The sequence below is a fragment of the Halosimplex rubrum genome (assembly GCF_013415885.1).
Lineage (GTDB): Archaea > Halobacteriota > Halobacteria > Halobacteriales > Haloarculaceae > Halosimplex > Halosimplex rubrum.
Map to the genome: position 1 here is coordinate 1976596 of NZ_CP058910.1, position 14197 is coordinate 1990792.

19 protein-coding genes and 1 tRNA gene are annotated in these 14197 nt (G+C 65.9%); 7 read left to right on the top strand and 13 right to left on the bottom strand.

What is annotated here, in order from left to right:
• Positions 1–74 precede the first annotated feature (74 nt).
• Positions 75–341: a DUF7692 domain-containing protein gene (locus HZS55_RS09785; RefSeq protein ID WP_179911494.1), complete on the bottom strand. Its 267-nt coding sequence runs from the start codon at positions 339–341 to the stop codon at positions 75–77.
• A gap of 208 nt (positions 342–549) precedes the next feature.
• Positions 550–846 (bottom strand): hypothetical protein, encoded by a 297-nt coding sequence (locus HZS55_RS09790; RefSeq protein WP_179911495.1) that lies wholly within the window; start codon positions 844–846, stop codon positions 550–552.
• Between the two features lie 118 nt (positions 847–964).
• On the opposite strand from HZS55_RS09790, the gene HZS55_RS09795 reads away from it, so the two are divergent.
• The 6 genes from HZS55_RS09795 (at position 965) to HZS55_RS09820 (ending at position 6498) form a co-directional block, all read left to right on the top strand.
• Positions 965–1348: a hypothetical protein gene (locus tag HZS55_RS09795; RefSeq protein WP_179911496.1), complete on the top strand. Its 384-nt coding sequence runs from the start codon at positions 965–967 to the stop codon at positions 1346–1348.
• A gap of 5 nt (positions 1349–1353) precedes the next feature.
• On the top strand, positions 1354–3057 hold the full coding sequence (locus HZS55_RS09800; RefSeq protein WP_179911497.1) for a hypothetical protein: 1704 nt from the start codon (positions 1354–1356) through the stop codon (positions 3055–3057).
• 38 nt (positions 3058–3095) lie between these two features.
• Positions 3096–3977, top strand: a complete 882-nt coding sequence (locus tag HZS55_RS09805) for a hypothetical protein (protein WP_218927294.1) — start codon at positions 3096–3098, stop codon at positions 3975–3977.
• A complete protein-coding gene (locus tag HZS55_RS09810; RefSeq protein WP_179911499.1) occupies positions 3974–4771 on the top strand; it encodes a hypothetical protein in 798 nt (265 codons plus the stop codon). The genes HZS55_RS09805 and HZS55_RS09810 overlap by 4 nt, the downstream gene beginning before the upstream one ends.
• Positions 4764–5924 (top strand): hypothetical protein, encoded by a 1161-nt coding sequence (locus tag HZS55_RS09815; RefSeq protein WP_179911500.1) that lies wholly within the window; start codon positions 4764–4766, stop codon positions 5922–5924. Before HZS55_RS09810 ends, HZS55_RS09815 begins: the two co-directional genes overlap by 8 nt.
• A gap of 178 nt (positions 5925–6102) precedes the next feature.
• Entirely contained in the window at positions 6103–6498 is a 396-nt protein-coding gene (locus HZS55_RS09820; protein ID WP_179911501.1) for a hypothetical protein, read from the top strand.
• 273 nt (positions 6499–6771) lie between these two features.
• Here HZS55_RS09820 and HZS55_RS09825 read toward each other — a convergent pair whose 3' ends face one another.
• The 9 genes from HZS55_RS09825 to HZS55_RS09865 all read right to left on the bottom strand — a co-directional run bounded on the left by HZS55_RS09825 (position 6772) and on the right by HZS55_RS09865 (position 11483).
• Complete coding sequence (locus tag HZS55_RS09825) at positions 6772–8532, bottom strand: DUF7845 domain-containing protein (RefSeq protein WP_179911502.1); 1761 nt, start codon at positions 8530–8532, stop codon at positions 6772–6774.
• A gap of 3 nt (positions 8533–8535) precedes the next feature.
• Positions 8536–8679: a hypothetical protein gene (locus tag HZS55_RS09830; protein WP_179911503.1), complete on the bottom strand. Its 144-nt coding sequence runs from the start codon at positions 8677–8679 to the stop codon at positions 8536–8538.
• Positions 8676–8876 (bottom strand): sigma factor-like helix-turn-helix DNA-binding protein, encoded by a 201-nt coding sequence (locus tag HZS55_RS09835; RefSeq protein WP_179911504.1) that lies wholly within the window; start codon positions 8874–8876, stop codon positions 8676–8678. The genes HZS55_RS09830 and HZS55_RS09835 overlap by 4 nt, the downstream gene beginning before the upstream one ends.
• Positions 8873–9025 (bottom strand): hypothetical protein, encoded by a 153-nt coding sequence (locus tag HZS55_RS09840; protein WP_179911505.1) that lies wholly within the window; start codon positions 9023–9025, stop codon positions 8873–8875. The genes HZS55_RS09835 and HZS55_RS09840 overlap by 4 nt, the downstream gene beginning before the upstream one ends.
• Positions 9022–9255 carry a hypothetical protein gene (locus HZS55_RS09845; RefSeq protein WP_246308406.1) on the bottom strand — a complete coding sequence of 78 codons (234 nt, stop codon included), beginning with the start codon at positions 9253–9255 and terminating at the stop codon, positions 9022–9024. Before HZS55_RS09845 ends, HZS55_RS09840 begins: the two co-directional genes overlap by 4 nt.
• 171 nt (positions 9256–9426) lie before the next feature.
• Positions 9427–9500: transfer RNA gene (locus tag HZS55_RS09850), tRNA-Ile, on the bottom strand.
• 128 nt (positions 9501–9628) lie between these two features.
• The gene (locus HZS55_RS09855) at positions 9629–10210 is read right to left on the bottom strand and encodes an FxsA family protein (RefSeq protein ID WP_179911506.1); all 582 of its coding nucleotides are present in this window, start codon (positions 10208–10210) and stop codon (positions 9629–9631) included.
• Between the two features lie 128 nt (positions 10211–10338).
• A complete protein-coding gene (corA, locus tag HZS55_RS09860) occupies positions 10339–11316 on the bottom strand; it encodes a magnesium/cobalt transporter CorA (RefSeq protein WP_179911507.1) in 978 nt (325 codons plus the stop codon).
• The gene (locus HZS55_RS09865; RefSeq protein ID WP_179911508.1) at positions 11313–11483 is read right to left on the bottom strand and encodes a hypothetical protein; all 171 of its coding nucleotides are present in this window, start codon (positions 11481–11483) and stop codon (positions 11313–11315) included. Before HZS55_RS09865 ends, corA begins: the two co-directional genes overlap by 4 nt.
• A 128-nt stretch (positions 11484–11611) precedes the next feature.
• On the opposite strand from HZS55_RS09865, the gene HZS55_RS09870 reads away from it, so the two are divergent.
• Positions 11612–11785, top strand: coding sequence for a hypothetical protein (locus HZS55_RS09870; RefSeq protein ID WP_179911509.1), 174 nt, complete (start codon positions 11612–11614; stop codon positions 11783–11785).
• Between the two features lie 54 nt (positions 11786–11839).
• Here HZS55_RS09870 and HZS55_RS09875 read toward each other — a convergent pair whose 3' ends face one another.
• Together HZS55_RS09875 and cysS are read right to left on the bottom strand one after the other, a co-directional pair.
• Positions 11840–12487 carry a DUF6517 family protein gene (locus tag HZS55_RS09875; RefSeq protein ID WP_179911510.1) on the bottom strand — a complete coding sequence of 216 codons (648 nt, stop codon included), beginning with the start codon at positions 12485–12487 and terminating at the stop codon, positions 11840–11842.
• A 65-nt stretch (positions 12488–12552) separates the two neighbouring features.
• The gene (gene cysS, locus HZS55_RS09880) at positions 12553–14037 is read right to left on the bottom strand and encodes a cysteine--tRNA ligase (protein ID WP_179911511.1); all 1485 of its coding nucleotides are present in this window, start codon (positions 14035–14037) and stop codon (positions 12553–12555) included.
• Positions 14038–14197: the final 160 nt, after the last annotated feature.

Consider the following 14197-nt stretch of genomic DNA (forward strand, 5'->3'; position numbering starts at 1 on the left):
TTTTCGCGGTTTTTATCGTCTGACGCACGCTACTTCTGAGCGCTTCGCCAGCCGCACCAGCGGTGACTCACCGCTCATCGGTCGACACCTCGCTCGACCGCGACCGTCTCGTCGACCCGCAGCTCGTAGGTGCCGGGAATTGTGAGCGTCTCCGCGATCTCCCGCTTCTGCGCGACCGTCAGGTCGTCACGAGCGAGAACAGTTCGGATTCGCTCGTCGATTCGCCGGGCGAAGTCCGCTGACCGCATCAATGCGGTGGTCTTGTTGCACCCCCAGAACTCGGCAGCCTGTTCGATGGTGTCCGTCCGGTGCGCGTGCTTGCCGTCTTCGCGGATTCGCATACCGACCGTTCGTGAACACGAAGCCAAAAAGCAGGTCTGAGCGAGTGACTGGAACCCCGATTACTCTTAAAGCTCATACTGGCCCACGGCCCACAGCGTTCGATACCCAGGTTCGGAGCCCTCCCCGGGCACCGAATATGCACACGACCGATTCGCGCTCGTGTGCATATCGCGGCGAGCGTATCTCTCGACGCGCGACCCCTGGGGTTTACGCATAATCATCGAGGCGCTTGACCTGCAGCTCTGTACCTGACTCATTTTCAGCCGGATCTTCATCTACATCTGTAGCCCGTTCATCCTCAGAGGGCATGAAAAGGCCAACTGCCACAAAAAGAAAAAGTTCGACAAAAATGAAGAACGTCAGTTCCCAGACTGAGATTGTCTGCCCGACCGACGAAACTACTGTCCCTGAAGCAATTCCTGCAATGAAGGAATATGTCACTTGCACCGCCCCACTCCGGTTAAAATCAATCTTATCTGTGATCTGGTCCCAAATCTGTGTCATACCCTACACAAAATCTGACAGCACAAGAGTGTTATTGGGAAGTATTCTGGACAGACCTGGCTTTTACTAGACCGTCGCCGAGCGTCGGCCGTCCGCCTGCGTAGGGCGGCTGACCACTATGGTATCCAGAAAGATGGACGCGGTCGACAGTGCGGTTGGTACAGGTTTCGCATTCGCCAGCGGCGCCGGGACGGGCATCGCCGACGTGTCGCTGTTCGGCGTCTCGCTCTCGGACCCGCTGATCACCCTCGGCGCGACGGAGGTCTCCTTCGCGTTCGTGGTCGCTCTCGGGGCGCTGCTGTTCGCCTGGGTCACTAACGACCACGACCTCGGGCAGATGGACCAGCGCCAGATCGTCCTCGTCTTCGGGACGGCCTTCGTGCTGGTCGTGACCACCTTCGTCCCCGGCGCTCGCGAGGCGGTCATCGGCAGCGCCGTCCTGGGGACGCTCGTGGTCATCGTCGAGGCCGTCGGCTACGGCTTCGTCGCCTACTGGGGGTAAGAGAGATGGCTCGACCCAGAGCGCTCGCGCTCGGCATCATGCTGTTGCTCGCGAGCATCCAGGCGCCGCTCGCGCCCGCGCTCGGCCCATCCAGCCCACAGCCCACGGCTGAAACCGACCCCGCCGTCGACGTCATCGCGACGGCGGAAGGTGCCGAGGCCAACGTCTGTTCGCCGTCCGCAGAGTCGCACCAACTGGCGTACATGCTCCTCGGTCCCGGCGTCGGTGTCGCAGGCGCGGCTATCGAGGAGGGCGCCGAGTGGGCGGCCTGTCAGTTGGCCGGGACTCGCGGGGTCAACACGACCCAGACCGACGCCAACCAGACCAAGCTCGACATCTACCAGAGCGCACAAAACTCGAAGGCCAACTACGAGGTGTACAACGCCTCGCTCAACAACTACCTGCAGGATACGCTCTCTATCGCGCTGATGGAGGGCAAGAACGCCTACATCCGCGCGCTCAACAACCAGACCAGCGAGGCCGCCGCGACCACCGCGGCGAAAGAACAGCAAGACGAGTACTACAGCGTCAAAGAGTACAATCTGGTCAACCGCTGGAACAACCAGATCGCGAATCTCGACTACCTGCGGACCAAGGCCATCGAGGAAAAAGGCGTACCCGACTGGTACATCTCCGTTCTCCCTGACCGCGAGCTGTCCGACCCGGGTTACTACACCAGTCCCGGTTCGCCTAAGGAGGCGTACATGAACATCACCGGCTTCGGCAACACCACCTTCACCCTCCAGAACGGGACGAGCGTTCAGGTGCGGACGGTGGATATCCAAGTCGGGTCCTACAACCCCAACTACGGTCCTTGGACCGAAACGGTCACCGTTGACACCGGCGCGGTAGCCGTCGACGGTGTCGACGGTCACAGTAGTTACAAGTACGGCTTCGACGAGTTCGTCGCCTTCCCGCCGAAACCCCAAGACTACAACCGGGTCAACATCACCTCGCTCAGTTCCTACGAGCGCAAGCTCTCCAAGATCGACTCCCAGACCAGCGAGGCACACACCGAAGTCGAGAACTTCGTCGCCAACACCTACGACCAGTACATCGCCGGCGAGATCAACAACTCCGACCTCGTCGACCCGTACCTCGCCAAGCGCGAGTACTCCCCCGGCGGGAGCTTCCAGGCGTGGGCGACCACCTCGCTCACCCTGATGGGCAGTAACACTCCCGAGAACATCGACGAGGTGGGGAAGTTCAAGGTTGTTACCGGTTCCGCGAGTTACGAGGGGATGCTCCTCTCGGACGAGAACCCCACCAGCGGCAAGTTCGCCGCCGGCAACACCTACAACCCCGACACGATCGGCGGTGAACAGATGCTCGTTACGGACTCGCGGATGCTCGAACTCACCCGCAACTTCACCGTCGCCAACATCACGAACGCGCGGGGCGAGCAAGTCCGCAACGTCACCGTCCGCGAGGTCGACTACCAGACCGCCAACACCACCGAGTACAACGAGGTGATGCAGGAACTCGCGGAGATCCGCACGGAAGTCGAAGCCCGCGAGCAACGCCGCGGCGGTGGCGGCGGCGGCCTGTTCGGCGGCTGGGGCGGCGCGAAGGCCGCTCTCGGCGGCAGCGCCCTCGGCATCGTCGTCGGCGCCGGCGCGGTCATCCTCATCCTCGTCGGCCTACTCTCGGGCGGCGGAGGCGGCGGCATGGTCATCCGCGAAGTGAACAACCGCAGAAAGGGGAAGTAACCACACCCATGCGCTATTTTTTGCTCACCGCGACGGTAGTGCTGACGCTCGCGCTCGCCGCTGGCGCAGCTGCGCCCGCGGCGGCCGATCCCGGCGAGTGCGACGACCTCCGCAACTACACGTCCGTCGGCGAGTACCGCGAATGTCTCGTCGACCACACCAGCAAGGCCGACGTACTCACCTACGTCGAGCGCGACCGGGCGAACCTCACACAGAAACAGGTCGATTCCGTCTACGCGGTCTACCCCTCCCACGCCGACGAGTACGGCTTCACGATTGGCGAGGAACGGGAGATCACCGCCTGGATGATGGAGTGGGCGAACGTCTCGATTCCCGAGGCGAACGTCTCCGTCCCGCGGCTGAACACGACGCTCCCCGACGCGAACGTCTCGGTCAACCCCCCGAACGTCACGCTTCCGAACCCCTCCCAGCCCACGCCCACGCCGACCCCGACGCCGACCAGCGAGACGGTCGACGACGCCCCCGACCGCCCGAACGGGACGACCGTCGACGACCATACCACGCTCGTCCGGACGAACTACCACGACGAGCGAGAGACGGTCACCGTCGTCCTCCACTCGGAGACCCGTCAGGTCATCACGGTCAACGACGCGGGCGCGCTCGTCGCCGGCGGGAGCGGCCAGATTCCCCGCCGCGTCGACGCCGTCGAGCCCGGCGAGACGATTCGCGTCACGCTCCCGGTCACTCGCCACGAGGGGTACGTCGGCGTCGCGATCTCCACCGACAACGCGCTGTACGGGCACACTATCGCGGCCGAGTCCGACGCCTTCGAGCGCATCTCGAAGACGACCCCGCAGAAGGCACTCCTCATCGGCGTCGTCGTCGCGCTGTCGTGGGTGGTCATCGCGGGCGTGTCTGAACTCCGTCGCGAGGGCGGCGAACCGGTGGTGGCCTCATGAGTACGTCGAACCCGCTCCCGACGTTCGGCGGCCGCTGGGACCGCCTCACCTACCTGCTGGCCGCCTACAAGTGGCTCGTCTCGGGGTTGATCCTCGGGGTCATCGCCCTGGTCATCTACATCCGTCCGTCGATGCCCGACTTCCCGCCGTGGGTCGGTGCCGGCCTGATGGCCTGGGTCCTCCTAGCCTTCCCCTGCTACCTCGCCGGGTTGCTCATCGTCCGGTGGCTCCGAAAGTGGCGATATCACACGGTTTACCACATCAACGCGGTGACCGACACCCGCGAGAAGTGGCAGGTCCCGCCCGATATCTGGGACGAGAAGACCGTCGACGGCCCGCCGCCGTACCCGGTCAACGACAACCAGGACTTCGAGGTCCGCGAGTTCGAATGGCTCGAAGACATCGGCGAACTCCGAGTCCGCGGGACGTGGATGGGCGAAGCCTCCGACTCCGAACTCGTCACCTCCAAGAGCCACATGAAGAGCATCCACAGCTACCTCCTCGATGCCTTCGAGCAGCTCGTCGAGGCGCGGGCGCTGTGGCACGAGTCGAGTGTCGAACTCGAACAGGAGATCGTCAACGAACACGCCGAGGCGCGCGAGCGTGGGCTGATGGTCGACCAGTCCGCCGCGAAAGAGGTCTGGGAGAACAAGGTCGACGGCATTGAGATTGACGAGAGCGACAAGCCCGAACTCTCGCCGGAAGACCTCCCCGACGACCACACCCCCGCTCGCCCGCCCGAGAATCGCTCGGAAACCAACGCCGATAGCAACTCCGACACCAGCAATGAGTGACGACAACGACGTGTACACGCCCGCACAGTACCGCGAACATCAGGCCGGCTACGGCGTCCGCGACCCCGACGCCGCAGCACACGCCGGCATCGTCCGCGACCCGAAGGTGTCCCGCTACCTCGCGGTTCAGGCCGAACACTACGACCCGGAGAAGGCCGACGACCCCAGCGAGATGCCCGGTCAGGCCCGAGACCTCCGCGAAGTCCAGAAGATCCGCGGCATCGAAGCGACCGAGACGGCCCGCTCGGCGCTTGAGAACGGCGACATGCCGACGCTCAAGCACCTCACGGGCGACCAGAACCAGCGGGCCGACGTGTCCGGTATCCGGGCCATCGGCCAGGTCGACGACATCCTCACCGCGCCGGCGCCGGTCATCGTCATCCTCGGCGAGACGGGCATGGGCAAGACCGACCTCTCGGGCCTCCTCGGCCAGCGCAAGGTCGCGCTCAACGACGGGAAGACGCTCGTCGCCTCGAACATCAAGACCCTCCAAGAAACCGACGAGTGGACCGACCAAGACGGCGAGACGCGCGACGGCTGGGTGCGGGACTTCCCGACGTTCAAAGAGTGGATGGAACAGGACGGCGACCCCGTCCACAACGACCAGACCCACAAGCTGTTCATCGGCGACGAGTTCTCGGTGAGCGCCGGCGGCGTCGGCAGCCAAGGCTACCAGACCCAGACGAAGCTCGCCAAGGCGATCTACCTCGCCCGGAAGTACGGCGTGATGCTCATCATCATCGCCCACGGCCCGCGGTCGGTACACCCGCTGGCCTGGCGTGTCGGCACGATCATCAAGAAGACGAGCAAGAAGTCGGCGGTCCTCGCCGAGCGAGTCAAGCAAGACCGCATCGCGGGGAAAATCGCTGAGATAGACGGTATCCCGCCGACTGACTGGCGATTCGACACCGCCGACACCGCACCCTGGGCGTGGTCCCGATCCGCCGACAGTGACGAGGAACGCGAGCCCGACGAGGTGGCCCGCAACCTCGCTATCTGGACGGTGCGAGAGTGCAAGCACGACAACCTGAGCCACCGCGAGACGGCCCGATACGTCCCCTACGGGAAGGACTGGGTTGGCTCTCGATGGCGCGAGATTCAGGACGGCCAGCACCAGGCGGCCATCGACACCGTGGAGGCACTAACCGCATGACGACGCGGCGGTGTCTGTCTGTCGGCGTCTACACACCCCCCTTTACACACAGCCCATGGCGCCCGCTCGCCGGGTGCGAGCGGACGCGAGTCATGGGCGCCAGGCGGAGAGCGGGCGGCGGAGTCGATATATATGACGCGCGACGGGCGCGTTGTGTGGCTTCGGAGGTAACAGAAAAATGACCGCTTCGAAAAATCGTTCGCATCGCGCGAACCACTACGGAACGCTCTGCGAGCGGAAGGCCGCGAACCGCTACGGCCTCGACCTCGACCGCGCCTCCTGGCGCGACGCGCGGCGGCCGGGCGGCGACCCGGTCGAAATCAAATCGACGATGGCGAACCACGCGGACGGCCAGCCTGGAAACTTTAAGATATACGAGGCGTACCACCGGAAACTCCGCGACGCGAACGGTTGGTACGTGTTCGTCGTCTACCGGCCGCAGGGCCGCGGTGTCACGGTGCTGAACATGGAGATGCGCCACTCGTCGCGACTCCCGCTGCTGACGTGGCACGGCGGCGGCGCCCACCGCGACACCCAGCAGGCGAAGCTCGCCATCGACGACGTGATCGGCTGACCCACCCCCCGATTTTTTCGCGCGCTCCCAAGGGGGCGGAAATCTCGCGCGCTCCGCAAAAGGCGTGCGGTGTATTTTGGACAAGTGGCCTTAGCCACACGACTAAGGGGAAACCGGAAGGCGGTGTTCCGGTTTCCCCTTGGTCGCGCGGCTCGGGTCGCTTGCGATTTGAGCGACCCGAGCCGCGCGCACCTGGGGGTTCGAGGGGAAAATCGGCCAATTTGACCGCAAAAACAGGGTGAACGACAGTGATGCCTCTCGCCAGGCGAGCGCTTACCCGCCGCTACCCCACTCGTCGGCCGGCGGGCACCCGGCTTCCTTCCACGCTTCGAAGTCGAAGATCTCCCGCGCCTGGCGGTTGTGTTTCTCCTGGCGAGACTGGCGCTCGACGGACTTCTGGAAGGCGTCACGCAGGTCTCGCCACCGCTTGCGCGTCCCGTCGGCCAGGGACACCGCGACGTGAACGCCGAAGACGCTCCGCTCGACGCACTCCTGGTAGGTCGTCTTGATCTCCCGAACGATGCTCCGCGCCTCATCCTCGTCGGTCGGTTGGTATCCGACCTTCAACATCTTCCGGCAGTCGTCGCGGTCGACGACACTGATAGCGTACTCGCGGCGGAGACGCGCCCACTCACTGTTCTGACGCTCGTCGGCCGCGTCGGCAAGGTCCATGGCGGCGGTCTCGATGGACTGTTCGAAGCGGTCTCCGGCCGCTCGCACCCGCTTCAGTAACTCCTGCTGGACCTTCTTCGATGTCAGTTCCATCTCGCCGTAGGTGTGGCGAATCAGCCCCTCCATCCGCTCGATGACCGTCCGGACCGTCCGGTAGGTGTTGCCCGTCCGCTCGGCGGCCTCCTGGGGCGAGACCTTCCCGCCGTCGGTCAACAGCAACTCGGTCACGTCGCGGTCGGCGTCGGTCATCTCGCCCCACAGCTGCATCACGCGGTGTTCCTGCTCGCTCTCGATCTCCGGCAGGGGGCACTTGACGAGCTTCCGCGCCTCGTGGGTATCGCCGAGCGTCCAGTACGGGTCGAACGGAACGAACGCGTCGCTCTCGGCGCTGGTCGCGAGTCCGCACCATTCGAGGCAGTTCAATAGCGTCTCCTCAAGCTCTCGGCGAGTGTCCTTCAGGTCCGACCACCGGACGGTCTCGTCGGTGCGAGCGGTCTGATAGGACACCTCGAATTTCGGATGATACGGCGCCTCGTCGGCGTCGAACTCGTCGGGTTCATCTGGGTAGTAGTGCTTGAGTTCCTTCCCCAGCCCATGCCCACGGACGAGTTCGCCGGCCTTCTCGTCCTCGACAGTGGTGGTGACGTAGTAGCCGGGAATCTTGGTGTGGTCTTCGACGTGCTTGCGGTAGCCGCTCCGGTCGCCCTGGATGAGCGTGTGGGTGCGGGCTATCGGACCGTCCGGTGCGTACAGCGGACCGCTCTCGCCGCGGAACAACCGCACGTAGTACGCCAGGTCGTCGATGTGGCTGTCCGGGTGGGGCTGGTCGAAGTACCGCGCAGCGATACCGTAGGCGTCCATCACGCGCTTCACCAGTGTCAGGTACTCCTCGTGTGGGAAATTCGATGCCTGCACTTGCACGTCGATATACGGGGCACCGTAGTCGGGGACTGACACGGGCTTGCCGTCGGAGGTGAGGTCGGGCCACCGCGGGCGCACCGTGATCGTCCCGCCTTTCACGCGGTCGTCGTGGTCGGCGCGCTCGCCGCTGTAGTGGGGCGAGTCCTTCGCGACGAAATAAAACTGGAACTCGCGCACCTGTTCGATTTCGAACTCAGGATTCTCCCAGGGATCGAGACCACTTTTCGAGTAGTCGAAACAGGTGGCCCACGTCTCGCCCATGAACTGGATGTCTTCGGTCGGCTTCCCGTCGGTTTCCCAGCGGTCACCCCAATCTTTGATGAGACTGTCCATCGCATAGTAAGGTGCGAGCCCGTGGTCGGTCACGTGCTCGTCGGGATGGACACCGACCGTGAACCGGATGTCGCCCTCGTGCGGGGCTGCTTTGACGTATCGGGACACGGGTCACCGCTCCCGTTCGGCTGTGGCGACGGCGCGCTGGACCCGCGCCTCGCTTTCTGCGACCGGTTGCTGACCGCCCCAGTCCCAACGGACGCGCTCGCCCGCCTCTACGTCGTACAGACGGGAGGCGCGGACGAACCCGGTCACGACGCCTCACCTCCGTCGAGACGCCGGCGAGCCCGACGTAGGAGGTTCCCGACGGTGCCGGGGGAGCGACCGGTCTTACGGGCGTACTCGCGCATCCCGTAGCCGTCCTGTTCGACCGCCTCGTACACCTCTCGCTGAGCGTCCGACAACTCCGACAGGTCTTTCTCGTAGTGGAACAGCGACGACTGGAACGTCACCGGTCGTCACCTCCGACGCGCTCGACGGTCAGCCGGCCGCGCTTGATCCCGCCCCGAGTGAGCGCGTCCTTCAGTTGCTCGGCGGAGATATCAGCCCGTTCGAGAACGATTCGGTACTCCGAATCGTCCGCAGACTGCTTCCCCGTCACCACCACTCACTCCCGAAACACTCCGGGTTCCCGCACAGACTGTAGTGGGGGTACGCCGCGACGGGAACGTCGGTGAACTCGGCGTCCGAACGGTACTCCGCTTCAACACAGGCCGGCTCGGGCTCGTCGGCGTCGGGGTCGAGCCGGTGGAGCGTGTCGGCGTACTGCGACCGGTTCCGCACGGCCGTCTCCACCTCGGCGCGCGAGTCCGCGGAAGCCGGCTGACTCACGCGGAAACACCTCCGGCTAACGCGAACCGCAAGACGGCGGGGTGGCCGATAGGAAACCTGTTGAACTCCGAATTTTCGCGCTGGTCTCGAACTTGCGCAACGCCAGAATCTCGAACGCTACGGGTCGTTACAGCCGAAACTCTCTCGGACAGTAAACGACCGGTAGCAAGATGGGCCAACGCGGATTTGAACCGCGGACCTCCCGGTTATCAGCCGAGCGCTCAACCTAACTGAGCTATTGGCCCGTGCTGAACGCATCCATACGTTTCCGATGGGGGACTTTAACAGTTACCCTTCGGCCTCGATAGCTCCGCCGTGTGGCGGTTCTGTGGTACCGTCACACAGGGTGGTCCGTCGAGGCGGCGGTCGTCGCTCAGTCGAACCCGCGGCGGTCGTCGCGGTCGCCGTCCTCGAAGTCGATGTCGTAGGCGTCCTCGTCGAGGTCGTAGGCGTCGCCGTCGGAGGGCCCCGCGGGGCCGGGGCCTTGACCCCTGCCGTCGGGTCCCTGGCCGCCGACGTTGGGACCGCCGTCGCCGCCGAACGGGAAGCCGCCGATGTAGACGTTGCCGGTGGCGAACCCGCCGCTCTTGTTGTCCATGTAGGGGACGAGTATCTTCTCGCGGACGAACCAGCGGACGGGCGCCCGGGTGAACGGGACGAGCAGCAGGATGCCGATGGCGTCCGTCACCAGGCCGGGCGTGAGCGTCAGCGCGCCGGCGACGAGCAGGAAGGCGCCGTCGAGCAGTTCGTTCGTCGGGAGTTCGCCCGCGGCGAGCTTCCGCTGTATCTTGCGGATGGTGTGGCGACTCTCGGCGCGGACGAGCAACAGTCCCAGGAGGGCGGTCAGGACGACGAGCAGGATCGTCAGCGGGGCGCCGATCTGGGTCGCGACGAAGACGAGGAACAGCGAGTCCAGCAGCGGCACCAGCAACAGCAACCCCACATACCGGAGCATACCCCGACTTGTTACCGACGCCTCAAACACTTTTCGAGCGGAGCGATTCGATCCTCGACGGCGCTGTTCGTCAGCAGTACCGCGACCAGTGAGGCGACAGCGCGCGCTACGGCGGCCGCTGGTGCGTCTCAGATGTAGTCTTGGCCGCGGAAGTAGCTGAGCATGACGAGCGCGACGAGGAGCATCCCGACCATGACGGCGGGGTAGGCGTAGGGCCAGGCGAGTTCGGGCATGTTGTAGGGGCTCGACCCGAAGTTCATGCCGTAGACGCCGACGACGAAGGTGAGCGGGATGAAGATGGTCGCGACGACGGTGAGGACTTTCATCACCTCGTTGGTGGATTGGGAGAGGGTGTTGAGGTAGATATCGCGCGCGCCGGAGGCCAGATCGCGGTAGGTCTCGGTGAGGTCGACGAGCTGGACGAGGTGGTCGTACACGTCGCGGAAGTACTTCTCCGTCTCCTCGTCGACCTGGGCGGGGTCGCCGCGGGCGAGGACGCCGACGGCCTCGCGGGTGGGCCAGGCGAGCTTTCGGAAGGAGAGCAGCTCGCGGCGGACGCTGTTGATGGCTTCGAGCGTCTCGATGTCGGTGGCGGTCGTCACGGCGTCCTCGACGGTCTCGATGTCGTCCTCGATCTCGTCGAGCAGGGCGAAGTACTCGTCGACGATCACGTCGATGATCCGGTAGGCGGTGAAGTCGGCCCCGCGGTGGAGCAGGCGCTCGTCGCCCGAGTGGACGGCCTGGCGGACCCGGTCGATCGGATCGGCCGGACCGGGCGTGAGCGTGACCAGCCAGTCGCTCCCGACGAAGACGCCGACGGGTACGTCGCTGATCTCCTCGTCGAAGGTGGTCTCGCCGCCGCGGAGCGTGGCGCGCTTGACGACGACGAGGGTGTAGTCGTCGTACTCTTCGGTCTTGGGTCGGACGCCGTTGAACACGTCTTCGACCGACAGCGAGTGGATGCCGAAGGCGTCGGCGACCCGCTCCATCTCGGCGCGATCGACGCCCGCGGCGTGGACCCAGGTCGTCCCCCGTGCGGCGCGGGCCGCCGCGAGGTCGTCGTACTCGGTGACCTCGTCGGCGCGGTAGACGAGCGCGGTCGTCACGATCCGCCCTCCGGCGGCTTCGACCGGCCGATCGCCGCGAGCGTGACGCCGACCATGACGGCGGTCACGGACAGCGACCGCCCGGGATAGGGCGTCCAGACCCCGACGGCGTACCCCACGGTCCCGACCGCCGTGAGCGCGAGACCGACCGGCAGTGCCGCTTTCATGTCCACCTCCGACGACCGCGACCGACAAAAGCGTATGCCGATGGGTCCGTCCGCGCCGACCGTCGGCCGTCACCTGGCTCTCCCGGCGGGACAAGACACTTATCGAACCCCTCGGTGTAGCCGAGCGTATGGTTCACTGCCCTGAATGCGAGACGGAACTCGCGGAGAAGGAAGACGTGGAGTTCGTCGACATGGACGCGAAGATGGCCGGACTGTTCCGCTCCTCCAAGCGCTTCTACGTGGTCGGCTGCGCCGACTGCGGCGCCGCGATCGGCAGCGGCGTCGCCGGCGGCGGCGGCTGATCGAGGCGAGAACCGAGCCGAGACACGACCCGAGCGCGGCCGTCGGCGAGCCCGTCAGGCCGGCGGATGGCGGAGGCCGGCCAGCAGCGCGTCGACTCGCGAGCGCTCGTCGACCGCCTCGGGGTGGACGGCGACGACGGTCACGAAGTCGCCGTCGTGTTCGACGGTCGCGAGGTGGACCGTCGCGTTGGTCTGCACGCCGCCCATCGACCGGGTGGCGGCGTACTCCGAGACCGTCCGGGAGTCACCGAGGAACTCGACCGAGCGGTTCGACCGGAACTCGACGTTCGAGAGGCCCGAGGAGGTGCCGACGAACCGGCGGACGAGCCGCTCGTCGGAGAGCGACCCGATGGGGTTGACCGAGGTGCCACCGACCGTCGCCGCGGGCGAGGTGAAGACGGTCGTCCGCGCGAAGTCGCCCTCGATGCCCTCGGCCAGCGTGACGGTGCGGTTGTACCGCCGGAGCTCGCTGGAGACGACCACCTGGCGAGTCTGGCCCGCCACCGTGATGTTCTGCGTGCTGTTGGGCGAGGCGCTGTGGGCGAGCCGATAGTCGGTCTCCTCCAGCGTCGCGTCGTCGACCGCCGTCGCGTTCGCGGCGAACCCGAGCGGTTCGCTCCCGGTGAGAAAGCCGATGCAGCCGGCGGTCGCCAGCAAGAGGACGAGCGCGATTCCGATACCCGCGTCGCGTGACCGTCTCATGTCACCGACGTTATCGCGACGAGGGATAAACCCGCCGGCACCCCTGTTAGGGGACCGAACGGGAGCTACTCGAAGCGGTAGGTCGGGCCGTCGTCGCCGTCCTCGACCTCGACGCCGATCTCGTCGAGGCGGTCGCGCAGTTCGTCCGCCCGTTCGTAGTTGCCGGCCTCGCGCTCGCGCTCGCGCAGGTCGAGGACGAGTTCGGCCAGCTCCTCCGCGACCCGCACCTCGCCGCCGTCGGCCGTCCCGAACGAGAGGCCGAACACGTCGCCGCCGAGTTCCTCGAAGGCGTCGATAGCGCGCTTGAGCGCGGGGAAGTCGTAGCGCTCGCGCTCGTCGACGTGAGCGTTGACCGCCGACGCGAGTTCGAGCAGCGCCGCCATCGCCTCGCGGGTGTTGAGGTCGTCGTTCATCGCCGCCTCGAAGTCGACGCGGGCGGCGTCGACGGCCGCGTCGAGGTCCGAGTCCGGCGCGTCCGAGTAGGCGTCGACGCTGTCGGCCGCCTCGACCGCCCGCTCGTAGCCGCGTTCGAGTCGCTCCCAGCGCTCCTCGGCCTCGGCCAGCGTCTCCTCCGAGAAGGTCGGGTCCGCCGAGTAGACCGTCGAGACGAAGAACGTGCGGAGCACGTCGACGCCGAACTCCTCGATGGCGCCCCGGGCGGTCGTGAAGTTCCGCAGGCTCGAAGACATCTTCTCGTCTTCGACCTGAACCATCCCCGTGTGGAGCCAGTAGCGCGAGAACTCCCGACCCGTCGCGCACTCGGCCTGTGCGATCTCGTTTTCGTTGTGCGGGAAGACGAGATCCGAGCCCGCGACGTGGATGTCGAAGGTGTCGCCGAGATGCGTCGTCGACATCGCCGAGCACTCGATGTGCCAGCCGGGCCGACCTTCGCCCCACGGCGACTCCCAGGTCTGGGCGCGCTGGGCGGCCTCTTCGGCGGGGGCCGCGTCGTCGTGGCGGTGTTCGGCGATGTCCTCGGGGTCGACGCCGCCGGCCTTCCACAGCGCGAAGTCGGCGGGGTGGCGCTTCTCGGCGAGTTCGTCCTCGTCGCCCTGGACCTCCGACTCGTCGAGGTCCTGGTTCGAGAGCTTGCCGTAGTCGTCGTCGGCGGTCACGTCGAAGTACACCGACCCCTCGGACTCGTAGGCGTAGCCCGCCTCGACGAGCGTCTCGACCATCGCGATTATCTCGTCGACGTGCTCGGAGACCCGCGGGTAGACGTCCGCGCGCTTCAGATTCAGCGCCCGCATGACGCCGACGAACTCCTCGGTGTAGTGGCGGGCGACGCTTTCCTCGTCGTCGCCGACCTCGCCGACGCGGGCGACGATCTTCTCGTTCACGTCGGTGAAGTTCTCGACGTGGCGCACGTCGTAGCCGAGGTACGCCAGCCACCGGTGGACCACGTCGGTGTGGGTCCACGTGCGAGCGTGGCCGACGTGGGCCGGGTCCGAAGTCGTCAGGCCACAGAGGTAGAGGGAGACCTCGTCGTCGTCGACCGGCTCGAAGTCCTCCCGCTCGCCCGTGAGCGTGTTCGTCACCTGAAGCGTCATTACCGGCATCTACGCGGCCCGGCGTTTCAACTTGGCGGATGGCCGTCGGACGGTGGCACGGTCGCCGCGGCGCGGCGGTCCGGCTGTCGCGACGCGGTCGTCGGCGCGCCACCAGTCCTCAAGAGCTTACCCGGAGCCACCACAGCCGAGCGTATGGACG

What these genes read in the sequence shown, in the direction of transcription:
- cysS (WP_179911511.1), bottom strand. Translation starts at nt 14,037, where the DNA reads ATGACGCTTCAGGTGACGAACACGCTCACGGGCGAGCGGGAGGACTTC.
- HZS55_RS09800 (WP_179911497.1), top strand. Translation starts at nt 1,354, where the DNA reads ATGGCTCGACCCAGAGCGCTCGCGCTCGGCATCATGCTGTTGCTCGCG.
- HZS55_RS09795 (WP_179911496.1), top strand. Translation starts at nt 965, where the DNA reads ATGGTATCCAGAAAGATGGACGCGGTCGACAGTGCGGTTGGTACAGGT.
- HZS55_RS09810 (WP_179911499.1), top strand. Translation starts at nt 3,974, where the DNA reads ATGAGTACGTCGAACCCGCTCCCGACGTTCGGCGGCCGCTGGGACCGC.
- HZS55_RS09815 (WP_179911500.1), top strand. Translation starts at nt 4,764, where the DNA reads ATGAGTGACGACAACGACGTGTACACGCCCGCACAGTACCGCGAACAT.
- HZS55_RS09790 (WP_179911495.1), bottom strand. Translation starts at nt 846, where the DNA reads ATGACACAGATTTGGGACCAGATCACAGATAAGATTGATTTTAACCGG.
- HZS55_RS09820 (WP_179911501.1), top strand. Translation starts at nt 6,103, where the DNA reads ATGACCGCTTCGAAAAATCGTTCGCATCGCGCGAACCACTACGGAACG.
- HZS55_RS09785 (WP_179911494.1), bottom strand. Translation starts at nt 341, where the DNA reads ATGCGAATCCGCGAAGACGGCAAGCACGCGCACCGGACGGACACCATC.
- HZS55_RS09855 (WP_179911506.1), bottom strand. Translation starts at nt 10,210, where the DNA reads ATGCTCCGGTATGTGGGGTTGCTGTTGCTGGTGCCGCTGCTGGACTCG.
- HZS55_RS09870 (WP_179911509.1), top strand. Translation starts at nt 11,612, where the DNA reads ATGGTTCACTGCCCTGAATGCGAGACGGAACTCGCGGAGAAGGAAGAC.
- HZS55_RS09865 (WP_179911508.1), bottom strand. Translation starts at nt 11,483, where the DNA reads ATGAAAGCGGCACTGCCGGTCGGTCTCGCGCTCACGGCGGTCGGGACC.
- HZS55_RS09875 (WP_179911510.1), bottom strand. Translation starts at nt 12,487, where the DNA reads ATGAGACGGTCACGCGACGCGGGTATCGGAATCGCGCTCGTCCTCTTG.